Source organism: Thioalkalivibrio sp. ALE23 (genome assembly GCF_000378545.1).
Lineage (GTDB): Bacteria > Pseudomonadota > Gammaproteobacteria > Ectothiorhodospirales > Ectothiorhodospiraceae > Thioalkalivibrio.
In genome coordinates, this window is the sequence record NZ_KB900031.1 from 202,813 (window position 1) to 218,179 (window position 15,367).

Sequence of the window (15,367 nt, forward strand, 5' to 3'; positions counted from 1 at the left end):
CATGACCACGACCACGGACATGACCACGACCACGGACATGACCACGACCACGGACATGACCACGACCACGGCCATGACCATGACCACGGGCATGACCAGGAGCACGGGCATGACCAGGAGCACGCACATGGCCACCAGGACGCCCACATCTGGCTGTCGCCCGACAACGCCCGGGCGATCGTGACGCAGCTTGCGGACCGACTCGGGGAGAATTTCCCCGACAAGGCCAGCGCCCTGGAAGACAACCGTGACCGCATGCTGGAACGCATCGACGAGTTCGATGCCGAACTGAAAGAGCGCCTGGAACCGGTGCGCGGCGAGGCCTTCGTAGTGTTCCACGACGCCTACCAGTATTTCGAGGCCCATTACGGCCTGAACGCAGCCGGCTCCATCACCGTCGACCCGTCCCGCAGTCCCGGGGCACGGCGCATCAGCGAACTGCGTGATCGCCTGTCCGCGGACGATGTCACCTGCCTGTTCACCGAACCGCAGTTCCGCCCGGCGCTGGCCGAGACCATCGTGGAAGGACACGCGACGCGCCTGGGTCAACTGGACCCGGTCGGTGTCGACATCCGGCCCGGCCCGGACGCCTGGTTCGAACTGATGGAAGACCTGGCCGACGGCTTCCTCGACTGCATGAAGCGCGAATAAGCCCCATCCGCCAGGGCCGCTCACCCAGCCATTCGCGAGTCGCGCAGCCATCGCCCCCGTCATTGCGAGTCGCCGCAAGGCGACGTGGCAATCCGCCGAAGCGGCCTGCACGCAGGATCAGGGGCTGCGACCGAAGATCGCCACGTCGCTGCGCGACTCGCGATGACAGGAATCCATGCTCGTCGTTGCGAGGTGATCACCGTCTCGCCGTCCTCGTTCGTCCGGCCTGCTCGCGATGACGGGAATTCGTGCTCGTCGTTGCGAGGAGCCGAAGGCGACGTGACAACCTCCGGACCGGTTCCCTGGGCGGGCGGATCGGGCAGGCCCGAAAGCAGGCCCGCCCGGATGGCGCGTCAGCCGTGGGTGCCGCTGCGCGGTTGCGCGCCGGCGGCGTCGCCGGTCGGTTCCTGGTACACCAGGTCGAGCGCCTTGGCCGCCGCCACTTCGTTGAAACGGCGGTTCGGCAGGTTGTGCGGCGACGACTTGATGGTGTCGATGTCGTCCGCCGACTCGGCGAGGATGCAGGCCATCGCCTCGACGAAGGCGTCCAGGGTCTCCTTCGACTCGGTCTCGGTCGGCTCCACCAGCAGGCATTCCGGCACCAGCAGCGGGAAGTAGGTGGTGGGGGCATGGAAGCCGTGATCCAGCAGCCGCTTGGCCACGTCGCCGGCGGTCAGCCCCGTCTCCTTCGCCTGCTTCTTCAGGGTGACGATGAACTCGTGGGTCGCGCGGCGTTCCGGATAGGCCAGATCAAATCCGGCGGCCCTGAGCTCGCTCCCGAGGTAGTTGGCGTTGAGGGTCGCGAACTCGGCGACCCGAACCATGCCCTCGCGACCCAGCATGCGCATGTACACATAGGCACGCAGCAGCACGCCGGGGTTGCCCATGAACGCGGACAGCCGGCCGATGGTCTCGGGCCGGTCGGCCTCGTCGGCCAGGCGGTAGCCGCCCTGCCCGTCTTCTTCCACATGCGGCACCGGCATGTACGGCAGCAACCGCTCGCCCACGCCCACCGCGCCGGAACCCGGACCGCCACCGCCGTGCGGCGTGGAGAAGGTCTTGTGCAGGTTCATGTGGATCACGTCGAAGCCCATGTCGCCCGGGCGCACCTTGCCGAGGATGGCGTTGAGGTTGGCGCCGTCGTAATACAGCAGGCCGCCGGCCTCGTGCACGATCTTCGCGATCTCCTCGATGCGGCGCTCGAACACGCCCACGGTGGACGGGTTGGTGAGCATGATCCCGGCGGTCTGCGGGCCCACGGCCTCCTTCAGCGCGTCGATATTCACGTCGCCGCTGGCATCGGTGGGGATCTCGCGCACTTCGTAGCCGCACATGATCGCGGTGGCCGGGTTGGTGCCGTGCGCGGCGTCGGGCACGATGATCTCGCGGCGCTCGGTGTCGCCCCGAGCATCGTGGTAGGCGCGGATCATGGCCACGCCGGTGAACTCGCCCTGCGCGCCCGCCATCGGCGCCAGCGACACGCCCTGCATGCCGGTGACCTCGCGCAGCATCTCCTGCAGCTCGTACATGGTCTGCAGGAAGCCCTGGCTGTGGCTGGCCGGGGCCAGCGGATGGCGGTTCAGGAACCCGGGCAGCATCGCCAGGCTGTTACAGGCGCGCGGGTTGTATTTCATCGTGCACGAGCCCAGCGGATAGAACTCGGTGTCGATGGAGAAATTCTTCTGCGACAGCCGCGTGTAGTGACGCACCACGTCCAGCTCCGAGGCGGCCGGCAGGCCGGGCGCCGACTTCCGCCGCAGGTGCGCGGGGATGGCCGTGGCCGCGTGTTCCTGCGGGGCCTGGGCCACGGCGGAGCGACCGGCGTGGGAATGTTCGAAGATCAGCTTGGTTTCCGTGGTGTTCATGGCGGTTTCTCGCTTCGGTATTCGGGTAGACGGCGGGCCCCGGCGGATCTGCACCGCGCGGGGCCCGCCGGAGGCCTGTCGCGTTACTGGGTCGGGCTCAGCGTCGCCCGGTCGTCCAGCGCGGCGAAGACCGCGTCGTAGTCGGGTTCGTCGCCGATCTCGGGGACCAGCTGGGCATGCATCACCAGATTGTCGGCATCCAGCACCAGCATCGCGCGGGCGGTGATCCCGGCCAGCGGTCCGTCCTGGATCAGCACGCCGTAGTCCCTGGCGAAATTGCGATCGCGCATCATCGACAGCACCGTGACGCGCTCCAGCCCCTCCACGGAGCAGAAACGGTCCATCGCGAAGGGCAGATCGGCGGAGACGATGAGTGCATGCACGTCGGGGCGCTGTTCGACGAACTGGTTGATCTTCTTGGTCGACTCGGCACACACCGGCGTGTCGAGACTGGGCACGATGTAGATCATCTTGCGCTTGTCGCCGAAATCGGCGAGCGAGACATCGTTGAGGTCCTTGCCCGTCAGGTTGAAGTCCGGAGCCGGCGAACCCACGTGGGGCAGGTCGCCGTTGGTGTGGATCGTGTTGCCCTCTAGCTTGGTCTCGGCCATGTCAGCCTCCTCGGCGGTTGGGGTATGGCACGTCGCGTGGAGTGACTCCCCGCTCAGGCCGCGCGGGCCTGCTCGCAGGCAGCCACGTACTGCTCCAGATCGTTCTCGTTCTTGGTCTCGGTGACGCAGGCCAGCACGCAGCCATCCAGCGCCGGGTAGTCGCGCCCCAGGTCGTGCCCGGCGAGCACGCCGGCGTCGGCCATCGCCTGCAGCTGCCCGGCGGCATTGCCGCCGAAGTCCAGCGCCACCTCGTGGAAGTATTCGCCGGTGAAGCGCGGCTTGATGCCCTTCGCGGCGAGCTTTTCCACCAGGGCATGGGTGTTGGCGTAGCAGGCCTCGGCCACGCGGGTCAGGCCCTCGTCACCCAGCATGGACATGTGGATGGTCGCGGCCGTCACCACCAGGCCCTGGTTGGTGCAGATGTTGGAGGTGGCCTTGGAGCGGCGGATGTGCTGCTCGCGGGCCTGCAACGTCAGCACGAAGCCCGGCTTGCCGTCGGCATCCTCGGCGCGCCCGACGATGCGCCCCGGCATCTGCCGGATGTGCTTCTTGCGCGTGGTCATGAAGCCGAAATACGGCCCGCCGGAGGACAGCGGCGCGCCCAGCGGCTGGCCCTCGCCCACGGCGATGTCCGCGCCCTGGCTGCCCCACTCGCCCGGCGGCTTCAGCAGCGCCAGCGAGACCGGATTGACCACGCCGATGACCGGAATCTCGCGCTCTTCGGCCCAGCCGGTCAGGCCGTCCACATCCTCGAGGATGCCGAAGAAGTTCGGCTGACTGATGATCATCGCGGTGATGTCGTCGTCGGCGTGCGCGGCCAGCGCCTCCACCGGGGTCTGCCCGGTGGTCTCGTCGAACGGGACTTCGACCAGCTCGATGCCCTGGTTGCCGATCAGGGTGTCGATCACGCGGCGGTACACCGGATTCAGCGCACCCGGGACCAGCACCCGCTTGCTCTTCGAGCGGCGGTTCACGCGCACCGCCATCAGCACGGCCTCGGCCAGCGCGGAGGCACCGTCATACAGCGAGGCGTTGGAGGCCTCCATGCCGGTCAGGCGGGCCATCATGGTCTGGTACTCGTAGATCAGCTGCAGCGTGCCCTGCGACGCCTCGGCCTGGTAGGGCGTGTAGGCGCTGTAGTACTCGCCGCGGGTGGCGATCTGCCAAACGGCCGCCGGGATGTGGTGCTCGTAGGCCCCGGCGCCGATGAAATTCGAGGGCATGCCGTCACGGGCGGCCCGCTCCTGCATCAGGCGGGAGATCCCCATTTCGTTGAGACCCTCGGGGATGCCCTCCAGCGGTGGCGCGCGCAGCCCGGCCGGGATCTCGTCGAACAGATCCTCCACGGAATCGGCGCCGATGGACTCGAGCATCGAACGGATGTCTTCTTCGGTATGCGGGATAAACGGCATGACTTTCTCGCTTTCGCTGACGCGAAGTTCTTCGGCGGCGCCCCGGTGCCCGACGGACACCGGGGTCCGGCCGCCACCGGTGGCTTCAGGATTCGGCTTCGACGTGCGCGGCGTAGGCGTCCGCGTCCATCAGGCCGTCCAGCTCGCCGGCATCCGCCGGCTTCATGCGGAACAGCCAGCCATCCTCGAACGGCGACTCGTTGACCTTCTCGGGGCTGTCCTCCAGCTCCGCATTGGTCTCGGTCACCTCGCCCCCGATCGGGGCATAGATGTCGGAGGCGGCCTTGACCGACTCGACCGTGGCACAGGCCGCGCCGGCTTCCAGGCTGCTGCCGGCCTCGGGGGCCTCGACGAACACCAGATCACCCAGCAGCTCCTGCGCGTGATCGGTGATGCCGACGGTCACCGTGCCGTCGTCTTCGGTACGAACCCATTCGTGGCTCCTGGTGTACTTCAGATCCTTCGGTGCTTCGCTCATGGCGTCTTCCTTATAGCGTTGAAACCCGGTACGCAGTGTAGCGCACTAAAATTGTATGGCTCGCATCAGCCGGAGGGCAGTTCGATCAGCGGTTCGCCGTTGCGCACGAAGCCCGGGCGCACGACCCGCACGGGCAGGTGCTTCCCGCGGATCTCCGCCTCCAGGCGTTCGGCATCGGCCGCGGCGGCCGGCACCCGCGCGAAGCCCACGGACATGCCGAGGCTGGGCGCGAAGCTGCCCGAGGTCACCTCGCCGTCGCCGGCGTCGGTCGCGATCCGGGTGCCGCCGCGCAGCACGCCGCGGCCCTCCAGCACCACGCCCACCAGGCGCTGCTGCACACCCGCGGCCTTCTCGCGCTCGACGGCCGCGCGGCCGATGAAATCACGCTCGCCGTCCTTCAGCGCCACGGTCCAGCCGAGGTTGGCGGTCAGCGGGCTGGTCTCGGTGTCCATGTCGGTACCGTAGAGATTCATCCCGGCCTCCAGACGCAGGGTGTCGCGGGCGCCCAGGCCAATGGGGTCGACCCCGGCGTCCAGCAGCGCCTGCCAGAAGCCCTCGGCCTCCGCGGCCGGCAGCATCACCTCGAAGCCGTCCTCGCCGGTGTAGCCGGTCCGCGCAACGAACCACTCGTCGTTCCACACGGCGGAGAACGGCTTGAGCTCGCCCGCGCCGCGCAGGTCTTCCGGCAGCAGCGGCAGCGTCTTGTCCACGGCCTGCGGACCCTGCACCGCGATCAGGGCGAATTCCGGGCGCGGCTCGACGCTGACATCAAAGTCCTGCGCCACCGCCTGCATGTGGGCGATATCGCCCTCGGCGGTGGCCGCGTTGACCACCGCGCGATAGGCGTCCCCGCCCAGCCAGTAGATGATCAGGTCGTCGATCACGCCGCCGCGCTCGTTCAGCATGCAGCTGTACAGCGCGCGGCCTTCGGTCTTCAGTTTGGCCACGTCGTTGGCCAGCAGATAGCGCAGGAAGGCCTGCGCCTGCGGGCCGTGGATGTCGACCACGCGCATGTGCGAAACATCGAACATGCCGGCGCCGGCGCGCACCTTCTTGTGCTCTTCCATCTGCGAGCCGTAATGCAGCGGCATCTCCCAGCCGGCGAAATCGACCAGCTTGGCGCCGGCGCGTTCGTGGGCGGCATGGAGCGGGGTTTTCTTCAGCGTCATGCTTTTCGTCCTGCAGTTGTTCCGGCGTCGATGGCGTCGCGGTCATCCGCGCATAAAAAAGGGCGGCCGACAGGATTAACTGCCAGCCGCCCCTCTGTCCTGAAACCTGAGAGTTTGCGCGCCCCGCGGTCCTGTGGACCCGGGCGATCGCCCCCTTCGGTGGGCCGTCTGCCGGCCGCTCTCCAGAGTTCGCCGTTTCATCATCCCGGTCCTGAAGCCTGAGCGATTCCGGGCGGATGTTGCGCCTTCGGCGTCTGCGGCGCGCGCCCGAGGCGCGGCGCGGCAGAACTCTTCCAGGATGATGTGCGGAGCGTTTCGTGCCCCGCTGGCGTAAGATCAATTATAGGCGATCCGGCGCCGGAACCCAATGCCCCGATTCACGCCGGGTCCATGGATCAGCGGCGGATGCCGTCCAGCCCGAACGCGCGCAGCGCGAGCTGGCGCTTGACCGGGACCAGCCCGTCCACCAGCCGCACCCCGGCCCCGCGCAGCTCCGGCAGACCGGCGCGGCGGGCACCGAACAGCAGGCGGAAGCCGTCCATCGCGCGCTGCATCATCGCGTTCTCCGGGCGCCGCGCGCGGGTGTAGGCGCGCAGCCCGCGCGGATCGCCGGGATCACGCCGGTTGGGGCCGGCAAGCTGGCGCAGCAGCGCATCGACATCGGCCAGCCCCAGATTGAGCCCCTGCCCCGCGAGCGGATGGATGGTGTGCGCCGCGTCCCCGGCCAGCACCACCCGCCCGGCGAAATAGTCGCGCGCATGGCGCGCCACCAGCGGGAAGCTGGCGCGCGGCGAGGTGCCGGTCACCGGGCCGGGACCTCCGTCGATCGCGTTCGACAGCTCGCGGATAAAGGTCGCATCATCCATCGCCATCACGTCATCGGCCTCGGGCTCCGGCAGCGACCAGACGATGGAACAGCGCCCGTCACCCAGCGGCAGGAAGGCCAGGATGCGCTCGTCGTCGAAGCGCTGCCAGGCGGTGTCACCATGGCCCTGCGCGGTCTCCACCGTGGCCACCACCCCGCGCGCGTGGTACGGGCGTTCGCTGACCGCGATGCCCGCGCGTTCGCGCAGGGCCGAACGAGCCCCGTCGGCCGCCACCACCAGGCGCGCCGAGGCCAGCGGCGCATGCCCCTCGGCGTAGACATCCACGCGGTCGGGCCGCAGGTCCACGCTGCGCCACGCGGTCTCCGACCACAGCGCCACGCCGCGCTCGCGCAGGGCCTGCCACAGCACCGCCTCCAGCGCCGCGTTCTCCACCGTCCAGCCGAGTTCGGGCACGCCCAGATCATCCGCGTCGAAGCGGATATGCGCGGGGCCGTGCGCGTCCCACACCTGCATGCCGGAGAAGGCATGGGCGCGGTTCCCCGCCAGGGCCTCCTGCACGCCCAGGCGATCCAGCAGGCCCATGGCCGCGGCGTTGAGCGTGACCACCCGGGTCACCGGCGCGGTCGCCGGATCGAACGCCGGTGCCGGTCCGCGCTCCAGCACCGCCACCCGCATGCCCGCGCGGGCGCAGCCCAGGGCGGTGGCCAGGCCGGTGGCGCCACCGCCCACCACCAGCACGTCCAGCGGCTCGCCGGCGCGCGTCATGCCCGCGTCTCCGGCAGCCGCGACAGGGTGTGCCGCGGCACCGGCCGCAGCCCCATCGCCCCGCGCGCGAAGGCATCGCGCAGCGGCGGCACCCGGTCGACCGTCATCATGCCCAGCCCCAGGGCATGGCCCAGCAGCCCGTCAACATGGCGCATCCCGCGGGCGAGGAAATCGGTCACCCCGACGATGCGGCGGATGTCGCCCTCGCGCCGGCGCGCCCAGGCCTCCAGCACATGCCGGCCACCGGGATCGGCCACGAACGCGGGGCGTCCGTCGGGCTGCGCACCCTCGCGCAGCACGCCCAGCAGATCGGCCACGTCGCGCAGCGCCAGGTTCAGCCCCTGCCCCGCCACCGGATGCACCGAGTGGGCAGCGTTGCCCAGCAGCAGCGCGCGTTCGGCGAACGGCTGCGGCGCATGCATCCGCTGCAGCGGGAAGCGCAGCACGTCCCCCGCCGGGTGCAGCCGCCCCAGCGCCCAGCCGAAGCGTTCCTGCAGCGCCGCCATGCGGGACGGTTCGTCCAGCTCCAGGCGGGCGTCGCAGACCTCCGGCGGGGCGACCCAGACCACGTTCATGCGCCCGTCGGCCTGCGGCAGCAGCGCCAGCGGCCCCTCGTCGGCAAAGCGCTCGAAGGCCTCGCCATCGTGCGCACGCGAGGGCCGCACGTCGAACACCAGGGCATCGGCATCGTAGCGGTGGCGCTGCACCGGGATGCCCAGCGCCTCGCGGGTCGGCGAGCCCACGCCGTCGGCGGCGATCAGCAGCCGCGCGCGGCAGGACCACGCCCCGTCGGGACCCTCCAGGTGCAGGCGGCGCGCGCCGTCCGCAGCCGCCTCCACGCCCGCCAGGGTGGTGGCGTGATGACTGGCCACCCCCGCCGCATCCCGGGCCCGCGCCAGCAGGGGATCCAGCGCCGCGGCCGGCACCACCTGCCCCAGGGCCTCGCGGCCCATCTGCACGGCATCCATGCGCACCCGGCCCAGCCCGCCGCGACGGCTGACGACGATGCGCCGGATGGGCGCGGCCGTGGTCGCCAGCTCCGCCCAGTAGCCGAGATCGTCCAGCAGGGTGGCCGAGCCGGCCGCCAGGGCATAGCCACGGGTGTCCACGCGCGGGGCGGCCGGATCCGGCGCCGGGCCGCGTTCGAACAGCCTCACCGAGTAGCCGGCGCGCGCCAGGGTGCAGGCCATCAGCCCGCCCACCGGCCCGCCGCCGACCACGGCGATATCGGTCTCGGTTTGCGTTTGTGTTCCGCGATTCACGGTGGCCTCCATGCGCGTCCCTCTGCCCCGGTTTCAGCGACGTTTGGGGGCGCCATCGGCCATGCAGGCCTCGATGGCCTCCACGGTCTTCGGGCAGGCCTCGGTCAGCACCTCGTGCCCGTCGCGGGTCACGGCCACGTCGTCCTCGATGCGCACGCCGATCCCGCGCAGGTCCTCCGGGGCCTCGCAGTACGGGCCGAAATACAGCCCGGGCTCGACGGTCATCACCATCCCCGGCTCCAGCTGCCGCCAGGCCTCGCCCACGCGGTAGTCGCCCACATCGTGCACGTCCAGCCCCAGCCAGTGGCCGGTGCGGTGCATGAAGAACGGGCGATACGCCTCGTCCTCGATCAGCGCATCCAGCTCGCCCTCGAGCACGCCCAGATCCCGCAGCCCGCGGGTCAGCTCGCGCACTGCGACGTCGTGCGGATCGTTCCAGTGATGCCCGGGCCGCACCGCGTCGATGGCGGCGCGCTGCGCGTCCAGCACGATCTCGTAGACTTCGCGCTGGCGCCCGCCGAAGCGCCCGCCCACCGGGAAGGTGCGGGTGATGTCCGAGGCATAGCCGCGGTGCTCACAACCGGCGTCGATCAGCAGCAGGTCGCCGTCGCGCAGCACGTCGCGGTTCTCGATGTAGTGCAGGATGCAGCCGTTCTCGCCGCCGCCGACGATGGACGGATACGCCGCCTCGGTGCCGTGGCGATGGAACTCGTGGGTGATCTCGGCGGCCACCTGGTATTCGGTCATGCCCGGGCGGCAGGCCTGCATCGCGCGCTTGTGCGCCCCCACCGAGATCGCCGCGGCGTGGCGCATCATCTTCAGCTCCGGGGCCTTCTTGAACAGGCGCTGCTCGTGCAGGTGGTGTTCCAGCGCGGCGAACTCGTGCGGCACCCGCACCCCGCTGCGCGCCGCGCGCCGGCGCACCTGCTGCAGCCAGCCGAACAGCCGCCGGTCGAAGCCTTCGTCGCGGCCGAACGGCGCGCACAGCTCGCGGCGGTTCTCCAGCAGACCGGGCAGGATCTCGTCGATGTCGTCCACCGGGAAGGCGCAGTCGGCCCCGAAGTGCTCCATCGCCCCGTCGGGCCCGGCGCGGCGCCCGGTCCAGGTCTCCATCTTCGGGTCCCGATCGCGGCAGAACAGGATGTATTCGCCGGCCTCGCGCCCCGGGGCCAGCACCGCGATTGCGTCCGGTTCCTCGAAATCGGTCAGATAGAGGAAATCGGAGTTCTGCCGGAACGGGTACTCGACGTCGCGGTTGCGGGTGGTCTCCACCGCGCCCGGGATCACGATCAGGGCATCGCGCCCGGCCGCGCGCATCAGGCGCTGGCGGCGACGGGCCAGTTCACCGGCGGGGATCTGCGGCGCGCGGCTCATTGCATCGGGATCCGGGTCGGGTTCTCGGGGGCCAGCTCGTCGGCGATCAGCAGCACGCCCACGCGCACGTATTCGGACAGCTCCTCGAAGTCCTTCTCCGAGGCCTCGCTGTCCTCCGGCTCGGGATCCATGCGCGCGATCTCGGCCAGATCCCGCAGGATCTCCGCCGACTCGGCCGACGGCTTGAGCCCGCCCAGCCGCGGCGTCTGCCCCAGCCCGCTGATGAAACCGTCGGCCCATTCCGACAGCGCCTGGGCGCGGGTCTCGATCTCCGCATCCTCCGGCACCAGCGGGGCAAAACCGAGCTCGATGTCGTACAGCTGCGCCAGCAGATGCCGGCGCAGCTCGTCCACCAGCCGGTCGAATGCCTCGGCGGGGTTCTCGGTCAGCGGCAGCGCCTCGCCCAGCGACTTGATCAGGAGGTCATTGCCGGCCTCGGGGTCCGCCACCAGGCAGCCGGTGATCAGGCCATGGGCCGAGGCCGGGGTCTGCGCGAACCCCATGGTGCGCAGGCCGTGGGCCAGGCGTTCTTCCCAGGACTGCGCCATCAGAAGGCCTCCAGACGGGCTTCGTAAGGAAACAGCAGAAAGCGGTAAAGATCATCGCCCAGCTGCAGATGGGTGAACTGCGGCTCACCCAGGCGGATCTCGCTGGAACCGGTCGCGGACAGCGCCGTCAGGCCGAAGCGCTTGTCACGGATCAGGTCCTCCAGCAGCTGTTCCAGCTCGCCGCGCGGGATCGTGCCGGTGTTGTCCACCACCCGGCACGGCTTGCCGTTGTGGGCCGTGCCTTCGATGATCGTGGCGTCGGGTGCGGGTTCGGGAGGCTGTGTCATGGGTCATATTCTGGCCACCCCCTGCGCGGGTCGCAACACAACCCGCCGGTGTTTCGGTTGACGGTTCCGCCGACCCCCTCCTAGACTCCGGGATTCAGGGACTTCGCTCCCGTTTTTCAAGCCCGAGGCCCGCCCCGCCATGTCCGACAGCGCTTCTTCCGGCAGCCACGCGCCCGATGCCCTCGACCGTCTCGAGGCCGCGATCCTGCGCCTGCTGGACGACAACGCCGAACTGCGCGAGGAAAACCGGGCGCTGCACGAACAGGTGCGCCAGCTGCGTACCGAACGTGCGACCTACCGCGAACGCAACGAGCAGGCCCGCCACCGGGTCGAGACCATGATCGCCCGCCTGCGGGCGATGGAGCAGTCCGAATGAGCCAGTCCGAGCCGGTCCGCATCACCATCATGGGCAAGGAGTACCACGTCGCCTGCCCGCCCGAGGAGCGCGCCGACCTGTTCGCCTCCGCGTCCCTGATCGACGAGCGCATGCGCGAACTGCGCGACGGCGGGCGCGTAGTCGGGGCCGAGCGCATCGCGGTGATGGTCGCGCTCAACCTCGCCCACGAAAAGCTCGAGTGCCAGGAAGAGCTGGAACGGATGAAAAAGGGCGGGGCCGACGCCCCCGAACGCCTGCACGCGCTGGCCGAACGCATCGAGCAGAACCTGGACCGTGGCACGGACGCCGGCACCGGCGGCCCGACCGAGACCGGCACCACCCGCTCGGAGCCCTGATTCCCGCCACCGGATTCCCCTTCCGCGGGGCCGGGTTGAGCACGCCCCGGGCATCTGGTCCATAATGATCCCGGACGCGTCGCTGCGGCGTTCGAACGTGGCCGGGTGGTACCCTTGAGCCTTAATGCAACACCCAGGGACCGAGTTCTTCCGTTTCGCTGTGCAGGTCCGCCCCCGAGCGGAAAGCCTAAAGATTCGGAGACTTCTCCCACCTGAACCGCTGGTTCAAGGTCGAAGGCCACGACGGCGCCCGCGGGGCGCGTCCTCTCTTTTTTCCTGCCCATCCCCATGACCCTCACGGCCATGTCCACCACCGCGCACGCCCCCGATATCGACGCCCTCGCCCGCGAGGACGCCCGCCGGCTCCGGCGCGAACTGCGCCGTCGGCGTGCCGCGCTGTCCGACACCCGCCTGGACTCGCACAACCGCGCGATCAGCGGTCACCTGCTGAAATGGCTGGAACGCTGGCAACCGCGCTGCATCGGCGCCTACCGCGGCCTGCGCGGCGAGGTCGACCTGACCGCGCTGACCTGCGCCCTGGCCAGGCGCGGCACCCGCATCGCCCTGCCGGTGATGGACACCCGCCGCGACGGCCGCATGCATTTCCACGAATGGCACCCCGAAGACCGCCTGTGCCACAACGGCTTCGGCATCGCCGAGCCCTGTCCCGGCGCGCCGCGCGTCTGGCGCCGCGAGATGCAGGTGGTGCTGATGCCGCTGGTCGCCTTCGACCGCCACGGCAACCGCATGGGCATGGGCGCCGGCTACTACGACCGCTACTTCGCCCGGCGGCGCTTCGGCATCCACCGCCCGCGCCTGATCGGCGTGGCCCATGGCCTGCAGCAGGTCGAGGCCCTGCCGGTGCAGCCCTGGGACGTGCCGCTGGATGCCGTGGTCACCGAGACCGGCTGGCATGTATTCCCCCGGCACGGACAGGCCACTGCTACCCTGCAGACACCTGACAACGACTGATTCAAGGAACGCGACGACATGGGCTACTGGCTGATGAAATCCGAACCCGACGAGTTCGGCATCGACGATCTCGAACGCGTGGGCGTGGAGCCCTGGGACGGGATCCGCAACTACCAGGTGCGCAACATGATGCGCGACGAGATGAAGAAGGGCGATCTCGCCTTCTTCTACCACTCCAATGCCAAACCGCCGGGCATCGTCGGCATCATGCGCATCGAGAACGAGGCCTACCCGGACTACTGCGCGTTCGATCCCGAGGACAAGCACTACGACCCGAAGAGCGACCCCGACAACCCGCGCTGGCTGCGGGTGGACGTCGCCTTCGAGGAGAAATTCGACGACATCCTCACCCTCGACTGGCTCAAACAGCAGCCGGAGCTGGCCGACTGCCCGCTGGTGCGCCGCGGCAACCGCCTGTCGGTGATGCCGCTGACCGAGGACCAGTGGGACTTCATCCTCGCCCACGCCAGGCGCGGGCAGGCTCAGGCCGGAACAAACCGGGGCTCCGCCTGATGGCGACCCTCTACCACTTCGCCCACGACCCCAAGGCCGACCGCATCCGCCTGGCCTGCGGGTACAAGGGTGCGGCACTGGAGACCCGCGCGGTGGACTGGTTCGACGACGAGACCTTCTTCGAGCTGGGCATCGCGCGCCAGTCCCCGGTTCTCGCCACCGACGACGGCGCCCTGCACACCGACACCACGGCGGCACTGCGCGCGATCGACGAGCTGTTCCCGAGCGGCGAACCGCTGTCCGCGGGCGTCATCGCCGAAGACGCCTGGCAGGCCCTGCTCGACTGGCGTGCCCGCGTGGACGTCGTGCTCGAACGCCTGTACGCCCCGCTCGCCCCCGGCTACCACGGCATCGGCCAGGACGCCGATGCCCTCGCCGACTTCAAGGCGAACGTGGAACACCGCTTCGGCATGAGCGTGGAGGAACTGGCGAACGACCGCTACGACGGCTACCAGCAGCTGGCCCGGCTGAGCCGCCTGCCCGAGCTCGCCCGCCACCTGGCCGCCAACGGTTTCTATCTCGGCCACCCGTCCATCGCCGACTGCGTGATCGCCGCCGACCTCTACCCCCTGCAGATGCACGACGGCATCAACCTGCCGGTGGACATGATGTACTACCTGCGCCGGGTCGAGGAGACTTTCGCCACCCGGCTCGACGCCCAGTGGCTCGCCCGTTGAACCACCCCGCCCCGCGCCGCGTCATTGCCGCGCCAGCTCCCGGGTGCGCAACCTCGCCATCGAGGACTACCACAGCCAGAAGCTGAGCGGATTGCCGGGAAGCATGGACAGGACTAGTATTGATCCTGTCTTCTATTCCCATGGAGGATTCCCATGGAAGTCGTGAACGTTAGCGGCCTCAAGAACAATCCCACCGGCGCCCTGCGCAAGTCCCACGAAACGCCGGTGCTGGTCATGAACCGGGACCGTCCCGATGCCCTCATCCTGGGATTGAACGATGCGGGGGAACTCGACGCGCCGGGTGTCAAGGCGGCCCTGGCCACCGCCCTGTTCCGTGACGGGCACCTCTCCCTGGCGCGTGCGGCACGTCTCGCCGAGTTCGCCACGGCCGACTTCGCGCGCCATCTTTCCCGGCTCGGGATTCCCGTCGTGGACCTGAATGGCACGGAAGCGGACCACGACATGGATACCGTCGACGAATGGCTCGCCTCGTCCTGAGCGACGCCAGCCCTTTGATCGGGCTTTCGTTCGTCGATGGGCTGGAATGGTTGCCCCGTCTGTTCGGGACGGTCGGGATTCCGGAGGAAGTCGCCCGCGAGGTGCTGCCCGGCCAGGGAAGGCCCGGAGAATCCGCCATCGCCGCCGCGCTGGACGCCGGCTGGCTGTGCCTCCGGGAAGGGCCGCGCTCGTCGACACCGTTACCCGAACTGGATGAAGGCGAAGCAGCCTGTATCCGGATGGCCCTCGGCCACGATGAACCCGCCCTGGTGCTCATGGATGAACGGATGGGCCGCGCCCTTGCCCTTGAGGCCGGTATTCGTGTGGCGGGGACCGCCGCCGTGATCGGGATGGCGCGCCGCCAGGGTCTGATCCCGTCCGCACGCGCGGTTTTCGAACGGCTTCACCAGTCGGAGTTCCGCATCGCGGCCGACGTCATACGCACGGTGCTTGACCGCGTCGGCGAAGGCGAACAGGGCAGGGGCGCTGGTCGCTGACTGGTCCGTCCTCGGGGACAGCGAGGCGCACTGCGTCGCCGGTGGGACCGGGGCGCGCTCCTGGCGGAGCGACTAAGCCACCCGGCTCGACGCCCAGTGGCTCGCCCGTTGAACCACCCCGCCCCGCCCTCTTCGCGGCCAGGGCCGCTCCCACAGCACCGGTGCCCGCCCACTCCTTGACACCCCACCCCTTGTGGGAGCGTGCTCGCACGCGAAGACCCCCTTCTTC

At 69.6% G+C, this 15,367-nt stretch carries 18 protein-coding genes, 1 other RNA gene and 2 riboswitches; of the genes, 9 read left to right on the top strand and 10 right to left on the bottom strand.

All coding sequences use genetic code 11. From position 1 onward, the window contains the following. A partial coding sequence (locus F573_RS15355; protein ID WP_038033112.1) for a zinc ABC transporter substrate-binding protein occupies window positions 1-651 on the top strand: 651 nt, incomplete at its 5' end. 353 nt (window positions 652-1,004) lie between these two features. Here F573_RS15355 and gcvPB read toward each other — a convergent pair. The 10 genes from gcvPB to F573_RS0101035 form a co-directional block, all read right to left on the bottom strand. After that, window positions 1,005-2,516, bottom strand: coding sequence for an aminomethyl-transferring glycine dehydrogenase subunit GcvPB (gene gcvPB / locus F573_RS0100990; protein WP_019021123.1), 1,512 nt, complete (start codon window positions 2,514-2,516; stop codon window positions 1,005-1,007). 83 nt (window positions 2,517-2,599) lie between these two features. Next, window positions 2,600-3,127, bottom strand: coding sequence for a thiol peroxidase (gene tpx / locus F573_RS0100995; protein ID WP_018871265.1), 528 nt, complete (start codon window positions 3,125-3,127; stop codon window positions 2,600-2,602). A 53-nt stretch (window positions 3,128-3,180) separates the two neighbouring features. Continuing rightward, window positions 3,181-4,539: an aminomethyl-transferring glycine dehydrogenase subunit GcvPA gene (gene gcvPA, locus F573_RS0101000; RefSeq protein ID WP_026300751.1), complete on the bottom strand. Its 1,359-nt coding sequence runs from the start codon at window positions 4,537-4,539 to the stop codon at window positions 3,181-3,183. 85 nt (window positions 4,540-4,624) lie between these two features. Then, entirely contained in the window at window positions 4,625-5,017 is a 393-nt protein-coding gene (gene gcvH, locus F573_RS0101005; protein ID WP_019021125.1) for a glycine cleavage system protein GcvH, read from the bottom strand. Between the two features lie 65 nt (window positions 5,018-5,082). Beyond that, on the bottom strand, window positions 5,083-6,186 hold the full coding sequence (gene gcvT, locus F573_RS0101010; protein WP_019021126.1) for a glycine cleavage system aminomethyltransferase GcvT: 1,104 nt from the start codon (window positions 6,184-6,186) through the stop codon (window positions 5,083-5,085). Window positions 6,187-6,270: 84 nt separating this feature from the next. After that, a riboswitch (glycine riboswitch) is annotated at window positions 6,271-6,382 on the bottom strand. Then, window positions 6,383-6,492: riboswitch (glycine riboswitch) on the bottom strand. Window positions 6,493-6,581: 89 nt separating this feature from the next. Then, window positions 6,582-7,778 (bottom strand): FAD-dependent oxidoreductase, encoded by a 1,197-nt coding sequence (locus F573_RS0101015; RefSeq protein WP_019021127.1) that lies wholly within the window; start codon window positions 7,776-7,778, stop codon window positions 6,582-6,584. Beyond that, a complete protein-coding gene (locus F573_RS0101020; protein ID WP_019021128.1) occupies window positions 7,775-9,052 on the bottom strand; it encodes an FAD-dependent monooxygenase in 1,278 nt (425 codons plus the stop codon). The genes F573_RS0101015 and F573_RS0101020 overlap by 4 nt, the downstream gene beginning before the upstream one ends. 21 nt (window positions 9,053-9,073) lie before the next feature. Continuing rightward, complete coding sequence (gene pepP, locus F573_RS0101025) at window positions 9,074-10,414, bottom strand: Xaa-Pro aminopeptidase (protein WP_019021129.1); 1,341 nt, start codon at window positions 10,412-10,414, stop codon at window positions 9,074-9,076. After that, entirely contained in the window at window positions 10,411-10,962 is a 552-nt protein-coding gene (locus F573_RS0101030) for a UPF0149 family protein (RefSeq protein WP_018871272.1), read from the bottom strand. The genes pepP and F573_RS0101030 overlap by 4 nt, the downstream gene beginning before the upstream one ends. Next, window positions 10,962-11,249 (bottom strand): hypothetical protein, encoded by a 288-nt coding sequence (locus F573_RS0101035; RefSeq protein ID WP_019021130.1) that lies wholly within the window; start codon window positions 11,247-11,249, stop codon window positions 10,962-10,964. The genes F573_RS0101030 and F573_RS0101035 overlap by 1 nt, the downstream gene beginning before the upstream one ends. A gap of 139 nt (window positions 11,250-11,388) precedes the next feature. On the opposite strand from F573_RS0101035, the gene zapB reads away from it, so the two are divergent. The 8 genes from zapB (at window position 11,389) to F573_RS0101070 (ending at window position 15,138) form a co-directional block, all read left to right on the top strand. Beyond that, the gene (zapB, locus tag F573_RS0101040; protein ID WP_018871274.1) at window positions 11,389-11,625 is read left to right on the top strand and encodes a cell division protein ZapB; all 237 of its coding nucleotides are present in this window, start codon (window positions 11,389-11,391) and stop codon (window positions 11,623-11,625) included. Beyond that, complete coding sequence (locus F573_RS0101045; RefSeq protein ID WP_019021131.1) at window positions 11,622-11,981, top strand: cell division protein ZapA; 360 nt, start codon at window positions 11,622-11,624, stop codon at window positions 11,979-11,981. The genes zapB and F573_RS0101045 overlap by 4 nt, the downstream gene beginning before the upstream one ends. Window positions 11,982-12,057: 76 nt before the next feature. Continuing rightward, a non-coding RNA gene (gene ssrS, locus F573_RS14725) (6S RNA) lies at window positions 12,058-12,243 on the top strand. 41 nt (window positions 12,244-12,284) lie between these two features. Continuing rightward, window positions 12,285-12,953 (top strand): 5-formyltetrahydrofolate cyclo-ligase, encoded by a 669-nt coding sequence (locus tag F573_RS0101050; protein ID WP_019021132.1) that lies wholly within the window; start codon window positions 12,285-12,287, stop codon window positions 12,951-12,953. A gap of 18 nt (window positions 12,954-12,971) precedes the next feature. Beyond that, on the top strand, window positions 12,972-13,466 hold the full coding sequence (locus tag F573_RS0101055) for an EVE domain-containing protein (protein ID WP_019021133.1): 495 nt from the start codon (window positions 12,972-12,974) through the stop codon (window positions 13,464-13,466). Further along, window positions 13,466-14,143, top strand: a complete 678-nt coding sequence (locus tag F573_RS0101060) for a glutathione S-transferase N-terminal domain-containing protein (RefSeq protein WP_019021134.1) — start codon at window positions 13,466-13,468, stop codon at window positions 14,141-14,143. Before F573_RS0101055 ends, F573_RS0101060 begins: the two co-directional genes overlap by 1 nt. Window positions 14,144-14,296: 153 nt before the next feature. Next, a complete protein-coding gene (locus F573_RS0101065; protein ID WP_019021135.1) occupies window positions 14,297-14,641 on the top strand; it encodes a UPF0175 family protein in 345 nt (114 codons plus the stop codon). Next, window positions 14,623-15,138 carry a DUF3368 domain-containing protein gene (locus F573_RS0101070; protein WP_018871280.1) on the top strand — a complete coding sequence of 172 codons (516 nt, stop codon included), beginning with the start codon at window positions 14,623-14,625 and terminating at the stop codon, window positions 15,136-15,138. The genes F573_RS0101065 and F573_RS0101070 overlap by 19 nt, the downstream gene beginning before the upstream one ends. Window positions 15,139-15,367 lie beyond the last annotated feature (229 nt).

Excerpts from the sequence above, each read along its gene's own strand:
- gcvPB (WP_019021123.1), bottom strand. The coding sequence starts at position 2,516 with ATGAACACCACGGAAACCAAGCTGATCTTCGAACATTCCCACGCCGGT.
- tpx (WP_018871265.1), bottom strand. The coding sequence starts at position 3,127 with ATGGCCGAGACCAAGCTAGAGGGCAACACGATCCACACCAACGGCGAC.
- gcvPA (WP_026300751.1), bottom strand. The coding sequence starts at position 4,539 with ATGCCGTTTATCCCGCATACCGAAGAAGACATCCGTTCGATGCTCGAG.
- gcvH (WP_019021125.1), bottom strand. The coding sequence starts at position 5,017 with ATGAGCGAAGCACCGAAGGATCTGAAGTACACCAGGAGCCACGAATGG.
- gcvT (WP_019021126.1), bottom strand. The coding sequence starts at position 6,186 with ATGACGCTGAAGAAAACCCCGCTCCATGCCGCCCACGAACGCGCCGGC.
- F573_RS0101015 (WP_019021127.1), bottom strand. The coding sequence starts at position 7,778 with ATGACGCGCGCCGGCGAGCCGCTGGACGTGCTGGTGGTGGGCGGTGGC.
- F573_RS0101020 (WP_019021128.1), bottom strand. The coding sequence starts at position 9,052 with ATGGAGGCCACCGTGAATCGCGGAACACAAACGCAAACCGAGACCGAT.
- pepP (WP_019021129.1), bottom strand. The coding sequence starts at position 10,414 with ATGAGCCGCGCGCCGCAGATCCCCGCCGGTGAACTGGCCCGTCGCCGC.
- F573_RS0101030 (WP_018871272.1), bottom strand. The coding sequence starts at position 10,962 with ATGGCGCAGTCCTGGGAAGAACGCCTGGCCCACGGCCTGCGCACCATG.
- F573_RS0101035 (WP_019021130.1), bottom strand. The coding sequence starts at position 11,249 with ATGACACAGCCTCCCGAACCCGCACCCGACGCCACGATCATCGAAGGC.
- zapB (WP_018871274.1), top strand. The coding sequence starts at position 11,389 with ATGTCCGACAGCGCTTCTTCCGGCAGCCACGCGCCCGATGCCCTCGAC.
- F573_RS0101045 (WP_019021131.1), top strand. The coding sequence starts at position 11,622 with ATGAGCCAGTCCGAGCCGGTCCGCATCACCATCATGGGCAAGGAGTAC.
- F573_RS0101050 (WP_019021132.1), top strand. The coding sequence starts at position 12,285 with ATGTCCACCACCGCGCACGCCCCCGATATCGACGCCCTCGCCCGCGAG.
- F573_RS0101055 (WP_019021133.1), top strand. The coding sequence starts at position 12,972 with ATGGGCTACTGGCTGATGAAATCCGAACCCGACGAGTTCGGCATCGAC.
- F573_RS0101060 (WP_019021134.1), top strand. The coding sequence starts at position 13,466 with ATGGCGACCCTCTACCACTTCGCCCACGACCCCAAGGCCGACCGCATC.
- F573_RS0101065 (WP_019021135.1), top strand. The coding sequence starts at position 14,297 with ATGGAAGTCGTGAACGTTAGCGGCCTCAAGAACAATCCCACCGGCGCC.
- F573_RS0101070 (WP_018871280.1), top strand. The coding sequence starts at position 14,623 with ATGGCTCGCCTCGTCCTGAGCGACGCCAGCCCTTTGATCGGGCTTTCG.